14 protein-coding genes are annotated in these 16,195 nt (G+C 70.7%); 3 read left to right on the top strand and 11 right to left on the bottom strand.

Annotated features, from left to right (window positions below; all coding sequences use genetic code 11):
• Positions 1 to 53: 53 nt before the first annotated feature.
• The 3 genes from ABZ406_RS08365 to ABZ406_RS08355 all read right to left on the bottom strand — a co-directional run bounded on the left by ABZ406_RS08365 (position 54) and on the right by ABZ406_RS08355 (position 3,179).
• A complete protein-coding gene (locus tag ABZ406_RS08365) occupies positions 54 to 995 on the bottom strand; it encodes an acyl-ACP desaturase (protein WP_357757243.1) in 942 nt (313 codons plus the stop codon).
• 71 nt (positions 996 to 1,066) lie between these two features.
• Positions 1,067 to 2,395 carry a histidine--tRNA ligase gene (gene hisS / locus ABZ406_RS08360; RefSeq protein WP_357757241.1) on the bottom strand — a complete coding sequence of 443 codons (1,329 nt, stop codon included), beginning with the start codon at positions 2,393 to 2,395 and terminating at the stop codon, positions 1,067 to 1,069.
• Between the two features lie 73 nt (positions 2,396 to 2,468).
• Positions 2,469 to 3,179 carry an MBL fold metallo-hydrolase gene (locus ABZ406_RS08355; RefSeq protein WP_357757238.1) on the bottom strand — a complete coding sequence of 237 codons (711 nt, stop codon included), beginning with the start codon at positions 3,177 to 3,179 and terminating at the stop codon, positions 2,469 to 2,471.
• A gap of 270 nt (positions 3,180 to 3,449) precedes the next feature.
• Between ABZ406_RS08355 and ABZ406_RS08350 the strand changes: the two genes are divergently transcribed.
• Entirely contained in the window at positions 3,450 to 4,337 is an 888-nt protein-coding gene (locus ABZ406_RS08350; protein WP_357757235.1) for a peptidylprolyl isomerase, read from the top strand.
• Between the two features lie 59 nt (positions 4,338 to 4,396).
• Positions 4,397 to 5,236: a peptidylprolyl isomerase gene (locus ABZ406_RS08345; protein ID WP_357757232.1), complete on the top strand. Its 840-nt coding sequence runs from the start codon at positions 4,397 to 4,399 to the stop codon at positions 5,234 to 5,236.
• A gap of 71 nt (positions 5,237 to 5,307) precedes the next feature.
• Here the strand turns inward: ABZ406_RS08345 and ABZ406_RS08340 are convergent, their stop codons facing one another.
• From ABZ406_RS08340 to ruvC, 8 genes are all read right to left on the bottom strand, one after another.
• A complete protein-coding gene (locus ABZ406_RS08340) occupies positions 5,308 to 7,830 on the bottom strand; it encodes a bifunctional (p)ppGpp synthetase/guanosine-3',5'-bis(diphosphate) 3'-pyrophosphohydrolase (RefSeq protein ID WP_357757229.1) in 2,523 nt (840 codons plus the stop codon).
• Positions 7,831 to 8,027: 197 nt separating this feature from the next.
• Positions 8,028 to 8,594: an adenine phosphoribosyltransferase gene (locus tag ABZ406_RS08335; protein ID WP_357757226.1), complete on the bottom strand. Its 567-nt coding sequence runs from the start codon at positions 8,592 to 8,594 to the stop codon at positions 8,028 to 8,030.
• Between the two features lie 78 nt (positions 8,595 to 8,672).
• Positions 8,673 to 9,872, bottom strand: coding sequence for a protein translocase subunit SecF (secF, locus tag ABZ406_RS08330; RefSeq protein ID WP_357757223.1), 1,200 nt, complete (start codon positions 9,870 to 9,872; stop codon positions 8,673 to 8,675).
• A gap of 1 nt (position 9,873) precedes the next feature.
• Positions 9,874 to 11,790: a protein translocase subunit SecD gene (gene secD, locus ABZ406_RS08325; RefSeq protein ID WP_357757221.1), complete on the bottom strand. Its 1,917-nt coding sequence runs from the start codon at positions 11,788 to 11,790 to the stop codon at positions 9,874 to 9,876.
• A gap of 276 nt (positions 11,791 to 12,066) precedes the next feature.
• Positions 12,067 to 12,423, bottom strand: a complete 357-nt coding sequence (gene yajC, locus ABZ406_RS08320; RefSeq protein ID WP_357757218.1) for a preprotein translocase subunit YajC — start codon at positions 12,421 to 12,423, stop codon at positions 12,067 to 12,069.
• A gap of 122 nt (positions 12,424 to 12,545) precedes the next feature.
• Positions 12,546 to 13,613: a Holliday junction branch migration DNA helicase RuvB gene (gene ruvB / locus ABZ406_RS08315; RefSeq protein WP_357757215.1), complete on the bottom strand. Its 1,068-nt coding sequence runs from the start codon at positions 13,611 to 13,613 to the stop codon at positions 12,546 to 12,548.
• Positions 13,614 to 13,759: 146 nt separating this feature from the next.
• Complete coding sequence (ruvA, locus tag ABZ406_RS08310; protein WP_357358460.1) at positions 13,760 to 14,362, bottom strand: Holliday junction branch migration protein RuvA; 603 nt, start codon at positions 14,360 to 14,362, stop codon at positions 13,760 to 13,762.
• Positions 14,359 to 14,886 (bottom strand): crossover junction endodeoxyribonuclease RuvC, encoded by a 528-nt coding sequence (gene ruvC / locus ABZ406_RS08305; RefSeq protein ID WP_210784948.1) that lies wholly within the window; start codon positions 14,884 to 14,886, stop codon positions 14,359 to 14,361. Before ruvC ends, ruvA begins: the two co-directional genes overlap by 4 nt.
• Before the next feature lie 512 nt (positions 14,887 to 15,398).
• Here ruvC and ABZ406_RS08300 point away from each other — a divergent pair.
• Positions 15,399 to 16,181, top strand: coding sequence for a 3-hydroxybutyrate dehydrogenase (locus ABZ406_RS08300; RefSeq protein WP_357757211.1), 783 nt, complete (start codon positions 15,399 to 15,401; stop codon positions 16,179 to 16,181).
• The last annotated feature ends 14 nt before the right edge of the window (positions 16,182 to 16,195 follow it).

The following is a 16,195-nucleotide window of genomic DNA, read 5'->3' as shown; positions in this document are numbered from 1 at the left end:
TAGTGTGACGGGAGTTGAGTGGTGGGGTCTTCGGCTCGGTGGGGGGGTGGGGGTTAGCGGAGGGCTAGGCGGGCGGCTCTCGCGTCGCGCTTCTCCTCGAAGCGGCTCGCGGCGCGGTCCAGGCTCTCCAAATGGGCGGCGAGCTCCTCGCGGGCGGCTTCGCCGTCGGCGTTGAGGCCCGTCACGTTGAAGACGTCCCACTGGCGCAGGACCGGCTGCAACACCTCGTCGCGGTGCTGACGGAGGTCGTAGATGCCGGCCAGGGCGATCGCCACCGACTTGCGGGCGAAGCCCTCGATGCCGCTGCCCGGCATCTGGAAGTCGGCCACCACGTCGGCGACGGCCCGCATGGCCTGGCTCGGGGCCAGCTCGAACGAGGCCGCGAGCAGGTTGCGGTAGAAGACCATGTGCAGGTTCTCGTCGGCGGCCACCCGGGCCAGCAGCGCCTCGCAGGTGGGGTCGCCGGTGGCCTTGCCGGTGTTGCGGTGCGAGATCCGGGTGGCCAGCTCCTGGAACGAGACGTACGCCAGGGAGTGCAGCACCTCGTCGCCGTGGGCGTTCGTGTAGCCCTCCGACATGTGCGTCATCCGGGCCCGCTCCAACGCGACCGGGTCGACGGCCCGGCTGACGGTCAGGTAGTCACGGATCGCGACGCCGTGCCGACCCTCCTCGGCGGTCCACCGGTGCACCCAGGTGCCCCATGCGCCGTCGCGACCGAACAGGGTCGCGATCTCGTGGTGGTACGAGGGCAGGTTGTCCTCGGTCAGGAGGTTGACGATCAGCGCGGTGCGGGCCACGTCCGGGATGGTGGAGTCGGTCGGTGACCACGCCTCGCCGCCGAGCGGCCCGTCGAAGGTCCGCCCCTCGCTCCACGGCACGTACTCGTGCGGGAACCACTCCTTGGCGAGCGAGAGGTGGCGGTCGAGGTTGCGCGCGACGACCGGCTCCAACTCGACGAGCAGGGCGGTCTGGCTCACTGTGGTGCTGACGGTCACGAGAAACTCCCTACGGTGGCGTAACTTACGCTACCGTAGGTCCCCGCGGCCGTCAGCGCCAGTGGGGACACTCAACCGACAGTGGGCTTGAGGTCCGCCAGGGGTGGCATCCACTCCTGGGCACCGGCGGTGACCTGCTCACCGGAGCGGATGTCCTTCACCTCGTCCGGCGCTCCCTCGGCACCGGGGAACCAGACGTACGGGATGCCGCGCCGCTCGGCGTAACGGATCTGCTTGCCGAACTTCGCCGCACTCGGCGACACCTCGGTCGGCACCCCGCGCCGCCGCAGCGCCTCGGCCACCCGGTTGCTGGCCGTACGCTGCTCCTCGCTCGTCACCGCGACGAGCACGGCCGTCGGCACCTCCCGCGAGACCGACAGCTCGCCCGCGCCGAAGAGCAGCCCGAGCAGTCGGGTCACGCCGATCGAGATTCCTACGCCCGGGTACGAGACGGCGCCGGCGCTGGCCAGGTTGTCGTACCGGCCGCCGGAGCAGATCGAGCCGAAGCGCTCGTAGCCGCGCAGCTGGGTCTCGTAGACGGTGCCCGTGTAGTAATCCAGGCCACGGGCGATGCGCAGGTCCGCCACGCAGAGGCCGGGCGAGTGGGCGGCGGCGGTGTCCACCACCCGGACCAACTCCTCGATGCCCTCGTCGAGCAGCGGGTCGCTCACCCCGAGGGCCCGGACGGCGTCGGCGAACGAGGCGTCCGGGGCGGAGATCTCGGCCAGCGCCAGGCACGCCTTGGCCTGCGCCTCGCTCGCCCCGGCAGTCTCGGCCAGCAGCTCGGCCACCTTCGCCGGACCGATCTTGTCGAGCTTGTCCACTGCCCGCAGCGCCGCCTCCGGGTCGGTCAGCCCGATGCCCCGGTAGAAACCCTCGCAGATCTTGCGGTTGTTGACCTGGATCGTCACCGGCGGGATCGGCAACGAACGCAGTGCGTCCCCGATCACCAGCGGCATCTCCGCCTCGTGGTGCGCGGCCAGGGTGTCCCGGTCGACGATGTCGATGTCGGCCTGGACGAACTCCCGGTAGCGGCCCTCCTGCGGCCGCTCACCCCGCCACACCTTCTGGATCTGGTAGCGGCGGAACGGGAAGCTGAGCTTGCCGGCGTTCTCCAGCACGTACCTGGCGAACGGCACAGTCAGGTCGAAGTGCAGGCCGAGCTGGTCGTCGCCAGCGGCACCCTCGGCGTCGGCGTGCAGCCGACGGATCACGTAGACCTCCTTCGAGGTCTCGCCCTTGCGCAGCAGCTGGTCGAGCGGTTCCACGGCGCGGGTCTCCAGCGGCGCGAAACCGTACAGCTCGAAGGTGGCCCGGATCTTGTCGAGCACGAACTGCTCGATCATCCGCTGGCCGGGGGTCCACTCCGGGAAGCCGGAGATGGGCGTGGGCTTGCTCATCGGCGTACTCCTTGCGGTTCCGCGCCCGCGGCGCGGTGGTGTCGTGGGTCCGCGCGCGGCGCGGACGGAAGATCTAGAGGCCCCGGGTGGGAGCGGCCGGCGACGTGCCGGCCACCTCGATGAGGTACGGGTTGCTGGCGCGCTCGCGGCCGATGGTGGTGGCGGGGCCGTGGCCGGGCAGCACGACAGTGTCGTCGGCCAGCGGAAGGATCTTGTCGCGCAGGCTGCTGAGCATGGCCGGCATGCTCCCGCCCGGCAGGTCGGTGCGGCCGATCGACCCGGCGAAGAGGACGTCGCCGGAGAGGCACAGCTCGTCAGCCTCGAAGCTCGACCCCGCTCCCGGCAGCCGGAACAGCACCGACCCGCCGGTATGGCCCGGGGCGTGGTCGACGGCGATCTCCAGGCCGGCGAGGGTGAGGGTGGCACCGTCGGTCAGCTCGGCCACGTCCTCCGGCTCGGTGTAGCTCAGCCGGCCCCCGAAGAGCGACGTCAGGTCGGTCGAGAGGCCCTTCGCCGGGTCGGCAAGCATCTCCCGGTCGCCGGGGTGAACGTACGCGGTGATGCCACGCGCGCCGCAGACCGGCGCGACCGAGAAGGTGTGGTCGAGGTGGCCGTGGGTGAGCAGCACGGCGGCCGGATGCAGGCGGTGCTCGGCGAGCAACGCGTCGAGCTGGCCGAGCACCCCGATGCCGGGGTCGACCACCACGCACTGCTCCCCCGGCGCGGCGGCAACCACGTAGCAGTTGGTGCCGAAGGCGTCCGCGGGAAAGCCGGCCACGAGCACTGGCGCTGTCCTTTCCGTCGAGCAGCTGTCGTCCTGTACCGCAGCCTATCGGGCGCGCCGAGCGAGTTTGCCGCGTCCGTCCCACGCGCCCCCTACGGCACAGTGACGATCTCCGATAAGCGCTGCTCGGGACGGGGTGGACCTCGTACACCACATTCTCAGTCACTAGCCGTACACTCTGGCGGGCGTGTGGCGCGGCACACGTCACGCCTGGACGGGCCGGGGTGCCCGGCCGCCGGCGACGACCAGGTAGCGGAAAGGGGAGCACCTGTGGCTTCCAGCAGGGACCGGCAGCGCAAGATGGCGCGGGCCAAGCTCGACCGGCAGATGGCTCGCCGGGCGGCGTCCACGCGGCGCCGTCGGCAGATCCAGGCCGGAGTTGGGGCCGCGCTGATCCTCGTGCTGGTCGTGGCGGGCTCGGCCTGGGCGCTCGGAGCGTTCGACTCCGACCCGAAGCAGAACACCGCCGCGGCGGAGGACACCTGCCTCTGGACGCCGCAGGACGCGACGGCCAACACCAACCTCAAGGACGTCGGTACGCCGGCCACCAAGGACCTGCCCACCGAGGGCACCCGGGCGATGACGGTGACCACCAACAAGGGCGCGCCGATCACCGCCGAGCTGAACCTGACCAACTCCCCGTGCGCGGCGGCGAGCATCGCCCACCTGGCGAGCCGGTCGTTCTACGACAACACCACGTGCCACGAGATCACCGCCGAGGGCGCGCTGCGGTGCGGCGACCCCAGCGGCACGGGTCTCGGTGGGCCGATCTACTCGTTCTACGACGAGGAACTGCCCACCGTGCCGTCGGCGTCTCCGTCGGCCAGTCCCGCCCCCGGCCAGCCGCCGACGTACCCGAAGGGCACGGTGGCGATGATCTCCAACCCGCCGGGCAGCAACGGCAGCCAGTTCCTGATCTTCTTCAAGGACTTCACCACCGCCGACCCGAAGTTCCCGGTCATCGGCCGGGTGACCGGCGGGCTGGACGTGGTGGAGAAGATCGGTGCCCTCCCGACCGTGGACAATGGGACCGGGGCGAAGGTCAAGCCCAGCACCGATGTGACGATCCAGAGCCTCACGGTCGGTGAGCCGGTCACCGGTGCGGCACCGGCACCGTCGGCCTCCGGCACCCCGGCCAGCAGCCCCAGCGCCAGCTGACCGGGCGCCACCACCTACCCAAGCGGCACCCAGCAGCAGACAGCCAGGAGGATCCAGGCGTGACGTCCACCAGAGAGCGGCAGCGCGCGGCGGCACGCGCCCGGCTCGAGAAGGAGATGGCCGAGCGCGCGGCCAAGGCCCGCAAGCGCCGGCAGACGACGGCGATCGTCAGCGCGGGTGCCGCGCTGGTGCTCGTGGTCGCCGGCACCGTGTGGCTGGCGGTGAGCCTCGGCGGTGACGACGACAAGCCCGGCACCACGACCGCGGCGGCCGGCGCGTCCGAGTGCGTGTACAACGCGCTGCCCACCGAGCAGCGGCCCCCGCAGATCAAGGACGTGGGGGTGCCGAGCAACCAGCAGTCCGCCAAGGGCGTCCAGACCATGACGATCGACACCAACCTGGGCCCGATCACGGCCAAGGTCGACAGGTCGCTGGTCCCCTGCACGGCGGGCAGCTTCAGCCTCCTCGCGGAGAAGAACTTCTTCGACAACACCAAGTGCCACCGCCTCGTGACCGAGGGCATCAAGGTGTTGCAGTGCGGTGACCCCAGCGCCACCGGCAACGGCTGGCGGGACACCGACGGCCAGGGCGGCCCGAGCTACCGCCTGCCCGAGGAGAACCTGCCCACCGACAAGCGCCCGCCGTACCCGGAGGGTGTCATCGCGATGGCCAACTCCGGCCAGCCGGGCAGCACCGGCAGCCAGTTCTTCATCGTCTACGGTGACTCCCCGCTGGACCCGGCGTACACGGTGCTGGGCACCGTCACCGGCGGCCTGGACCTCGTCAAGGACGTGGCCAAGGCCGGCGACGACGGGGCGTTCGCCCAGCAGGCCGGCGGTGGCCACCCGAAGAAGGAGGTCATCATCAAGGACCTCACCATGAGCAACCCGCAGGGCTGACCCCCGCACGCACGACGAAGCGCCCGCCGGCTGAGCCGGCGGGCGCTCTCGTGTTCCCGGGGTACGGGCGGTCAGGCCCCCGAGGTGACCCGGTAGGCGTCGAAGACACCGTCGACCTTGCGGACGGTGGCCAGCAGGTGGCCCAGGTGCTTCGGGTCGGCCATCTCGAAGCTGAACCGGCTCACCGCCACCCGGTCGCGGGTGGTGGTGACGGTGGCGGAGAGGATGTTGACCCGCTCCTCGGACAGCACCCGGGTGACGTCGGCCAGCAGCTTGTGCCGGTCCAGGGCCTCGACCTGGATGGCGACCAGGAACGTCGAGGCGGAGGTCAGCTTCCAACTCACCTCGACGACCCGCTCGGCCTGCGCGCGCAGGTCCTCGGCGTTGGCGCAGTCGTCGCGGTGCACGCTCACCCCGCCGGAGCGGGTGACGAAGCCGAACACCGAGTCCGGTGGGACCGGGGTGCAGCAACGGGCCAGCTTGATCCAGACGTCGCTGACGCCGCGGACCACCACACCGGGGTCGTTGCTGCTCTGCCGACTGCGCGGCGGCCTGGTGGCGACGGCGGTCTCGGCGATGTCCTCCGCCGCGCCCTCCTCGCCGCCGTACGCGGCCATCAGCTTCTGCACCACCGACTGCGCGGACACCTGACTGTCGCCGACCGCCGCGTAGAGCGAGGCCACGTCGGCCAGGTGCAGGTCCCGGGCGATCGACATGAGCGCGTCGGAGGTGAGCATCCGCTGCAGGGGCATGCCCTGCTTGCGCATCGCCTTGACGATCGCGTCCTTGCCGGCCTCGATCGCCTCCTCGCGCCGCTCCTTGTTGAAGTACTGCCGGATCTTCGTGCGGGCGCGCGGGCTCTTGACGAAGCCCAGCCAGTCCTGAGTCGGGCCGGCCGTCTCGGACTTCGACGTGAAGATCTCGATCACGTCGCCGTTGGAGAGCGTCGACTCCAGCGGCACCAACTTGCCGTTGACCCGCGCCCCGATGCACTTGTGCCCGACAACGGTGTGCACCGCGTACGCGAAGTCGACAGGCGTCGACCCGGTCGGCAGCGGGATGACGTCACCCTTCGGGGTGAAGACGTACACCTCCTGGCTGGACAGGTCGAAGCGCAGCGCGTCGAGGAACTCGCTCGGGTCGGCCGCCTCGCGCTGCCAGTCGAGCAGCTGCCGCAGCCAGGTCATCTCGTCGATGTGCGCGGGCGGGCCGACGATCTGGGTGCCCTTGTGCTCCTTGTACTTCCAGTGCGCGGCGATGCCGAACTCGGCGGTGCGGTGCATCGCGTACGTGCGGATCTGCATCTCCACCGGCTTGCCGGTGGGCCCGATGACAGTCGTGTGCAACGACTGGTACATGTTGAACTTGGGCATGGCGATGTAGTCCTTGAACCGGCCCGGCACCGGCTGCCAGTTGGCGTGGATGACTCCCAGCGCCGCGTAGCAGTCGCGAACCGTGTCGACCAGGATCCGCACACCCACCAGGTCGTAGATGTCGTTGAAGTCGCGACCCCGCACGATCATCTTCTGGTAGATCGAGTAGAGGTGCTTCGGCCGACCGGTGGTCTCCGCCTTGATCTTGGCGGCCTTCAGGTCGGTGCCGACCTTCTGGGTCACCTGCCGCAGCAGCGTCTCCCGCTGCGGCTGGTGCTCCCCGATCAGCCGGTTGATCTCCTCGTAGCGCTTCGGGAACAGCGTGCCGAAGGACAGATCCTCCAGCTCCCACTTGATCGTGTTCATGCCGAGCCGGTGCGCCAGCGGCGCCAGGATCTCCAGCGTCTCCTTGGCCTTCTGCTCCTGCTTGGGGCGGGGCAGGAAGGTCAGGGTGCGCATGTTGTGCAGCCGGTCGGCCAGCTTGATCACCAGGACCCGCGGGTCCTTCGCCATGGCCACTACCATCTTGCGGATCGTCTCGGCCTTGGCGGCGTCGCCCAGCTTGACCTTGTCGAGCTTGGTGACGCCGTCGACGAGCAAAGCGACCTCGCCGCCGAAGTCGGCGCGCATCTGGTCGAGGGTGTACTCGGTGTCCTCGATGGTGTCGTGCAGCAGCGCCGCGACGAGCGTGGTGGTGTCCATCCCCAGGTTGCCGAGGATCGTCGCCACCGCGAGGGGGTGGGTGATGTAGGGGTCGCCGGACTTGCGGTACTGCCCGGAGTGCCACCGCGCGGCAGTGTCGAAGGCGCGCTGGAGCAGCCGGGCGTCCGCCTTGGGGTGGTTGTCCCGGTGGCTGGCGATGAGCGGCTCCAGCACCTCGCTGACCTGGGAGGTCTGCCAGGGCGCGTTGAACCGGGCCAGCCGGGCCCGGACCCGCCGACCGGTGGGCGCGTTCGACAACGCGAAGCCACCGCTGGGCGACGGGTCGACGTCGACGTCGGTCGGGAACGGCACCACGACGCCGTCGGCGCCCGGGGACGCCTCGACGCTCGGCGGGCCGCTCGTCGGACGCACCGCGCTATCGCTGGAAGCCCTGCCGGAGCCGTTGCCGGTGCCCGTCACCCGGGCCGGTTCGTCGCCAGCCCGCTCGGTCACCGAGCCGTCGGCGTCGCCTGTCGGGTGCACCGTGTCCTCCGCCGGAGGGACGACATCGTGGGACACCGGCCTCCTCACCGCTCGCCGGAAACACGCCGGCCGAAGATCGGCCAGCCTGGTCTCGCCCGCCGGACGGGGTACCGCCCGGCGTCAGCAAAGGGCAATGCTACCCGCCCGGACGGCCCCCTGCCGCTCCGCCGGACGGTCGTCGTCGGCTGCATCCGAGAGGGCCGGGATCAAACGGGCAGCAGGAACCGACCGGCTCAAACGGTCAACAGGGCGTGCACGGGACGCGGCGCCAGTCGCTTCCGCCCACCGAGGAAGCCGAGCTCCAGCAACACCGTGAAGCCGGTGACGGTGCCGCCGGCCCGCTCGACCAGGTCCAGCGTCGCCTCGGCGGTGCCACCGGTGGCCAGCACGTCGTCGACCACCAGCACCCGGTGCCCGGCGGTGAAGGCGTCCTCGTGCACCTCGAGGGTGGCCTCGCCGTACTCCAACTCGTAGGAGACCGAGTGCGCCGGCCGGGGCAGCTTGCCGGCCTTGCGCACCGGCACCACGCCCACCCCCGTCGCGTACGCGATGGCCGCCGCGACGACGAACCCGCGTGCCTCGATGCCGACCACCACGTCGAAGGCGTCCCGCCCGTGGTACGCGACGATCCCGTCGATCACCTCACGGAAGACGGTGCCGTCGGCGAACAGCGGCATCAGGTCCTTGAACATCACGCCGGGCTTCGGGAAGTCGGGCACGTCCAGCACCCGGCTGGCGACCAGTCGGGCGACCTCCGGGCCACTGTCCCCGCGTGCTGCGGTGCTGTGGGTCTCCGTCACGGCTGTTTCGCTCCCCTTCGACGACGAACGGCGTCCGGCAACAGCATGCCGGACGCCGTTCGGGTGTTTCCTGTCGGGTCAGCGCCGCTTGGCGCCACCCGGCCGACTGCCGCCACCGCCCGGGCGACCGCCCCGCGCGCCGGTGGGCCGCTTGCCCGCCGGCCGAGCGCCCACCTTGGGGGCGGCACCGGCCAGCGCGGCGGCGTCCTGGTCGTCGACCGGCTCGTCGGTCGCGTCGGCCTGGCCCACCGGGCTCGCGGCACCCTTACCGGGAACCTCGCCACGGCTGAGCGCGCCCCGCCGGGTCAGGACCCGCTTGTTGTGCGCCTGGATCCGCGGGTCGTAGTTCTTCAGCAGCGCCAGCAGCGGGGTGGCCACCAGGATGGAGGTCAGGAACGCCACCGCCATACCGACGAACAGCACCAGACCGAGGTCCTTCAGAGTGCCGGCGCCGAGCAGGCCGGCACCGATGAAGAGCAGACCGCCGACCGGCAGCAGCGCGACCACCGAGGTGTTCAACGACCGCATCAGGCTCTGGTTGACAGCGAGGTTGGACGCCTCGCCGTACGTCTGGTTGTTGTTGGCGGTGATGCCCCGCGTGTTCTCCTGGACCTTGTCGAAGACCACCACCACGTCGTAGAGCGCGAAGCCCAGGATGGTGAGGAAACCGATGATCGTCGACGGGGTGACCTCGAACCCGACGAGCGAGTAGATGCCGGCGGTGAGGAGCAGGTTCGTGATCAGCGAGGCGACCGCGGCGACGGCCATGCGCCACTCGAAGCGCAGGATCAGGTAGACCATCACCAGCGCGATGAAGATGACCAGACCGAGCACTGCCCGCTCGGTCACCTGGCTGCCCCAGGCCTCACTGACCTGGTTGCCGCTGATCTGGTCGACGTTGATGCCGAGGTCCTCGGCGATCTGGGCCTTGACCGCGGTGGCCTGCTCGACGCTGAGCTGCGGCGTGCGCAGCTCGTAGGAGTCGCCGCCCGGGCCGCCGACCTTCTGCGTGGTGGCCACCTTGACGCCGGTGTTCTCCGCGGCGAGGGCCGAGTTGACCTCCCGCTCGGCGTCGTCCAGGGTGCCGACGCTGGCCGGCACCTGGAACGAGTTGCCGCCGGCGAACTCGATGCCCAGGCTGAAGCCGCGGATCGAGAAGCTGAGGATCGCGATCAGGACCAGGACCCCGGCGACGCCGAACCAGAGCTTGCGCCGGCCGACGATGTTGAGACCGGCCTCGCCGTTGTAAAGGCGGCTCGCCAGACCGTTTTCAGCCATTTCAGGCCTCCTTGGCGCGCGGGTTGCGGGGTTGCTGAGTCGGCTGGTTGCGAGCCGGCAGTGCCCGGCCCAGACCGCTGACCCGCGGGGACAGGAACGCCTGGGTCCGGGCGAACATCGTCATGATCGGGTGCCGGAAGAGGAACACCACCACGAGGTCCAGCACGGTGGCCAGGCCGAGCGCGAACGCGAAGCCCTTGACAGTGCCGACCGAGACCACGTAGAGCACCACGGCGGAGAGCAGGGTGATCGCGTTGGCCGAGATGATCGTCCGACGGGCCCGGATCCAGGCACGGGGCACCGCGCTACGCGGGCTGCGCCCCTCCCGGATCTCGTCTTTCAGTCGTTCGAAGTAGATGACGAACGAGTCCGCCGCCACACCGAGCGAGACGATCATGCCGGCGATGCCGGCGAGGGTGAGCGTGAAGCCGATCTGCCGGCCGAGCACCACGAGCGCGCCGAAGACCAGCAGCGCGGAGAGGATGAGGCTCAGGAAGATCACCGAGCCGAGCAGCCGGTAGTAGAAGAACGCGTAGATGATGACCAGCAGCATGCCGATGCCGGCCGCGAGCAGACCGGCGCGCAGGTGACTGGCACCCAGCGTGGCCGTGACGTTCTGCGCTTCCTGCTGCTCGAAGGTCACCGGCAGCGCGCCGTAGCGGAGCTGGCCGGCGAGGGTGCTGGCGTCCTTCTGGGTGAAGGTGCCGGTGATCTGGGAGTTGCCGGTCAGCACGGCCTGGATCTCCGGGGAGGACACGATCTTGTTGTCCAGCACGACTGCCACCCGGCACTTGCCGTCCTGGCCCAACGCGGTCGCGTCGCAGGCCTGACCCTCGTTGGTGAACGCCTCACGGGTCAGCGAGGTCCACTTGCCCTGGCCGTCGCCGGTGAAGTCCAGGCTGACCACCCAGGAGTTGGTCTGGTCGAGCACCGCGTCGGCGTCGGACACGTCGGTGCCCAGCACCTTGGCCTTGTCGAGCAGGTACTTCGACGCGCCGTCCTCGCAGGAGACCACCTGCTGGTTCGCGTCGGAGATCGACGCCGGGGGACGCTCGTCGAGCTGCTTGCAGCCGATCGTCGGCACGTTGAACTGCATCTGCGCCGGCAGCACCGCTACCTCCTGCGCAGACAGCGTGCCGAACGGCTTGAGCTTCTCGGCCAGCGACGGGTCGGCGCTCAGGTCGGCCGGGGCCTGCAACCCGTTGGCGGCCTGCCACGTGGCGGCGCCGACCTTCTGCTCGACGGCCTTGCGCTGCTGCTCGATGCTGGCCGGGACCGGCTCGGCACTGGCGGTCGGCGCGGCGGCGCTCGGCGAGGCCGTGGCGGACGCGGCGGGGGTCGGCGTGGCGCTCGGCGACGCCGGGGCCATTCCGCCCTGACCGCCGCTCGGCGACGAGGTCACCTTCGGCGCGGCGCTGCCCGACGGGGTCGGGGCACCGGACGGGGTCGCGCTGCCGGTCGGGGCGGCACTGCCGGACGGGGCCGGCGTGGCGGCGGGCGGCGCCTCGGCCACCCCGCTACCGGAGGCGCCCTTGAGCACCTTGCGGAAGCGCAGCTCGGCCGCGCTGCCCACATCGGTGAGGTCCCGGTTCTCACCGGGCAGGGAGATGACGATGTTGCGGTTGCCCTCGGTGACCACCTCGGCCTCGGCCACGCCGAACGCGTTGACCCGGCTCTCGATGATCTCGCGGGCCTCTTCGAGGTTCTCCGCCGTCGGGGGCTTGCCGTCGACGCTGTTGGTCGCCTCCAGTGTCACCCGCGTGCCGCCGATGAGGTCCAGGCCGAGCTTGGGCTCGAGCCGGTCCTTCCAGCTGCCGCTGGCGCCGGCGAAGAACACCAAAAGATAGAGGACCACGAAGATGAACCCGAGCACGGCGAGCTGCCGCCCGGGGCGCATCTGTCCCTGAGGTGGTGCCACGGCTGTCCTGTCTCCCTGTACGGTCGCGCCGCTGTCGCAGCGGCGGCGGGTGTCGGGCCGGGGGTTCCGCCCGACGGGTCTGCCTTGAGCCGACGAGATGCCGACACGAGGACCCGACCTTCCGGCGCGGAACGCCGACGGTCACGGGAACGTGCCGACGACCGGCGTCGACCCAACTATCCAGTTTTCACGTCTCGTCCGCTGCCCCGTCGGGCGCGGCGACCCGGAAACCGGCCGACCGGCCGTACGCCGGATTCGCGGCTCCCGGAGGGAGGGTCAGTCCTTTGCGGTGTCCGCGTCCTCGGTGACCGTCTCGCTCGGCAGCTCCGCGCGGGTGGTCACCCGCGCGATGGCGGCGCGGGCGTAGCGGGTCTGCACACCCGGGGCGACCTCGATCAGGACGGTGTCGTCCTCGATGCCGGTGACAGTGCCGTAGAGCCCGCCGATGGTGACGACCTCGTCGCCGGGGCCGAGCCCGGACTGCATCGCCTCCGACTCACGGCGACGCTTCTGCTGGGGTCGGATCATCATGAAATACATGACACCGAAGAGCAGGGCGATCATCAGGATCGGCGTGATACCGCCGGCCCCGCCACCCGCTGCTGCGTAATGCACGGTTACTGACCTTCCCATTGGCCACCTCCCCGGCACCGTGGGTGCCGGAGCGGAGGCGGATTCTCACGTCCTGTACAGACCGCGGCGAAGTCTAAACCCTGCACCTGAGAACGCCGAATGCGGCACAGATCACGTTCACATCACGGCTGATCGACATCCAAGGAGAACAAGTCGGGCACAGGTGGACTATCCACACCAAATATACCATTCGGTGGTGTCCGCCCCAGATGCCTCCAGGCCGCCTCGGTCGCCACCCGCCCCCTGGGCGTACGCGCCAACAGCCCGGCGCGCACCAGGAACGGCTCGCACACCTCCTCGACGGTGTCCGGCTGCTCCCCCACCGCCACGGCGAGGGTCGACAGCCCCACCGGGCCGCCCCGGAACGAGTCGACCAGAGCGGTCAACACCGCGCGGTCCAGCCGGTCCAGGCCCAGCGCGTCCACGTCGTACACGATCAGGGCCGCACGGGCGGTGACGAGATCGACCACCCCGTCCCCCCGGACCTCGGCGTAGTCACGGACCCGGCGCAACAGCCGGTTGGCGATCCGCGGCGTACCCCGGGACCGACCGGCGATCTCCGTCGCGCCCTCGGGGGTGATCGGCACCCCGAGGATCCGCGCCGACCGGTGCAACAACGTCTCCAGATCCGCCGCGGCGTAGAAGTCCAGGTGCGCGACGAAGCCGAACCGGTCCCGCATCGGCCCGGTCAACAGACCCGACCGGGTGGTCGCGCCGACCAGGGTGAACGGCTCGACGTCCAGCGGGATCGCCGTCGCCCCCGGACCCTTGCCCACCACGACGTCGACCCGGAAGTCCTCCATCGCGCTGTACAGCAACTCCTCGGCCGGGCGCGCGATCCGATGGATCTCGTCGATGAAGAGCACGTCGCCCTCGGCGAGGCTGGTCAGGATCGCCGCCAGATCACCGGAACGCTCGATCGCCGGGCCGCTCGTCACCCGGATGCCCGCGCCCAACTCGGCGGCGACGATGTTCGCCAGGCTCGTCTTACCCAACCCGGGTGGGCCGGAGAGCAGGATGTGGTCCGGCGGCGACCCCCTCCGCATGGCGCCCTGCAACAACAGGTCGAGCTGGTCGCGGACCCGGTCCTGGGCGATGAACTCGGCCAGCCGCTTCGGCCGTACGGTGGCCTCCGCGTCCCGGTCGGCGTCGTTGACGTACGCCGAGACGAGCCCTTCGGTCTCGCTCATCGGGCCGCCTTCATTCGCGACTGCGGGGCTCGCAAACCCGGCTCACTCCTCACGCTCATCGGGCCGCCTTCATTCGCGACTGCGGGGCTCGCAAACCCGGCTCACTCCTCACGCTCATCGTGCCGCCGCCCGTCGCGGCCGGGCGGTCATCGGGTGCGACCGAGCAGTCGGATGGCCTGCTTGAGCAGCACCGGCACCGGCGGGGTCTCCCCCTCGATCGACTCCGCCACCGCGGCCACCGCCTGATCGGCCTGACCGGCCGTCCAGCCCAGCCCCACGAGCGCCTGGCGGACCTGGTCGGGCCAGCTGCCGCGGGTCACCCCGGTCACCCCGTCGGCGCCGATCGGCACCGGGCCGATCCGGTCGCGCAGCTCCAGCACCAGACGTTCCGCGCCCTTCTTGCCAATCCCGGGTACGCGGGTCAGGGCGGCCGTGTCAGCGTTGGCGATCGCCTTGCGGACCGCGTCCGGGCTGTGCACCGCCAGCACCGCCTGGGCCAGTCGCGGGCCGACCCCACTGGCGGTCTGGAGCAGCTCGAACAGCGACTTGGCGTCGTCGTCGGCGAAGCCGTAGAGGGTGAGCGAGTCCTCCCGCACGATCAGGCTGGTGGCCAGCCGGGCGACCTGGCCGACCCGCAGCTCCGCGAGGGTCCCCGGGGCGCAGTGCACGGCGAGCCCGACCCCGCCGACCTCGATCACGGCCTGGTCCGGACCCGTCGCGGTCACCGTGCCGCGCACGCTGGCGATCATCGCGCTCCTCCTCGTCGTGCCCGGTCGGCCGCGGCGGCCAGCTTGGAGCGGGTCCCGCCGCGCCACACGTGGCAGATGGCCAGGGCCAGCGCGTCGGCGGCGTCCGCCGGCTTCGGCGGCTCGTCCAGCCGCAACAGCCGGGTCACCATCGCTGTCATCTGCGCCTTGTCGGCCTGACCGGACCCGGTCACCGCCGCCTTCACCTCACTCGGGGTGTACGTCTGCACCGGCAGCCCGGCCCGCGCCCCGGCCAGCACGGCGATGCCACTGGCCTGCGCGGTGCCCATCACGGTACGAACGTTGTGCTGACTGAACACCCGCTCGACGGCGACGCTCTCCGGCTGATGCTCGGCGACCAGCTTGTTCAGCGACCGGTCCAGGTGCAACAGCCGCAGCGCCAGGTCGTCGGCCGGGTCGGTGTAGACCACGTAGTAGGCGACGAGCGTGCAGGGTCGGCCGGGCACACCCTCGACCACGCCCACCCCACACCGGGTCAACCCCGGGTCCACACCGAGCACGCGCACGCCGCCCCCTCCCCAGCCGTCAGCAGTACGTGTGTTCGACACCCTAACCGGCGCCCTTCCCACCAGCCCCACGGGACACGCCCCGAGCGCCAGCCCCACCCAGCCCCGGGCCCCACGCCCCGGGCCGCACGCCCCACGCCAAGATCTGGGCAACTTCCCTGATGGTGCTGCCTCCGACGCGCCGGAGGCAGCACCATCCCCGATGCTGCGCGAATCTTGGCGGACCCACACCCCGACCGACCCGCAGGTGCGTGGTTCGAACACCCACAGCCGCCACGATCGTGCTCGAACCAGGATCGAGTGGTCGCACACCACCGGGACGTCACCAGATCCTGGTTCGTGCGCGATCTTGCGGGCGTGGCACGGCACAAGGCAGGACGGCGCGGCACAAGGCGCGACGGCACGGGGCGGGTGAGTGGGTGGCGGGGGCGGGTGGGCCACACAGCTTTGGTGCGGAGTATGTGTCGCCGGCCCATGTGCCGGGGAGCACACAGCTCGTAACTTCTTGCGCCATGACGGCAGAACCCGTGGTGGTCCCCCATGTCGTGCAGGTCGACCTCTCCGGTCGGACCGCCCTGGTCACCGGGGGCGGGAGCGGCATCGGGCGGGCGTGTGCCCTGCGACTGGGCGCGGCCGGCGCCACGGTGATCGTGGTGGACCGCAACCTGGAGGCGGCCAAGGCGGTGGCCGCCGAGGCCGGTGGCCGGGCCGAGGGTGTGGACCTGTCCGACCCGGCGGCGGTGGATTCCCTCGACGTGGACGTGGACATCGTGGTGAACAACGCCGGGCTCCAGCACGTCGCGCCGTTGCAGGACTTTCCCGTCGAGCGCTTCGAGTACATCCAGCGGGTGATGGTGGAGGCGCCGTTCCGGCTGATCCGACGGGCGCTGCCGCACATGTACGCCGAGGGCTGGGGACGCATCGTCAACATTTCCTCGGTGCACGGGCTGCGCGCCTCGCCGTACAAGGCGGCGTACGTCTCGGCCAAGCACGCCCTGGAAGGGCTGTCGAAGGTGGTCGCGTTGGAGGGCGCCGCGCACGGGGTCACCGCCAACTGCATCAACCCGGCGTACGTGCGTACCGCGCTGGTGGAGAGCCAGATCGCCGACCAGGCGGCCAGTCACGGCATCGACGAGGCCGAGGTGATCGAGAAGATCATGCTGGCCCGGGCGGCGATCAAGCGGTTGATCGAGCCGGAGGAGGTGGCCGAACTGCTGGCGTACCTCTGCTCGCCGCCGGCGGGGTTCATCACCGGCGCGTCGATCGCCCTCGACGGGGGCTGGACGGCCAACTAGTGGGGTTGAGCACA

The sequence above is a fragment of the Micromonospora sp. NPDC005710 genome, from assembly GCF_040630995.1.
Classification (GTDB): domain Bacteria; phylum Actinomycetota; class Actinomycetes; order Mycobacteriales; family Micromonosporaceae; genus Micromonospora.
The sequence above is the reverse complement of the archived record's forward strand: the minus strand, read 5'-3'. Positions and strand labels throughout refer to the sequence as shown.

Excerpts from the sequence above, each read along its gene's own strand:
- ruvB (WP_357757215.1), bottom strand. The coding sequence starts at position 13,613 with ATGAGCGAGACCGAAGGGCTCGTCTCGGCGTACGTCAACGACGCCGAC.
- secF (WP_357757223.1), bottom strand. The coding sequence starts at position 9,872 with ATGGCTGAAAACGGTCTGGCGAGCCGCCTTTACAACGGCGAGGCCGGT.
- yajC (WP_357757218.1), bottom strand. The coding sequence starts at position 12,423 with ATGGGAAGGTCAGTAACCGTGCATTACGCAGCAGCGGGTGGCGGGGCC.
- ABZ406_RS08300 (WP_357757211.1), top strand. The coding sequence starts at position 15,399 with ATGACGGCAGAACCCGTGGTGGTCCCCCATGTCGTGCAGGTCGACCTC.
- hisS (WP_357757241.1), bottom strand. The coding sequence starts at position 2,395 with ATGAGCAAGCCCACGCCCATCTCCGGCTTCCCGGAGTGGACCCCCGGC.
- ruvA (WP_357358460.1), bottom strand. The coding sequence starts at position 14,362 with ATGATCGCCAGCGTGCGCGGCACGGTGACCGCGACGGGTCCGGACCAG.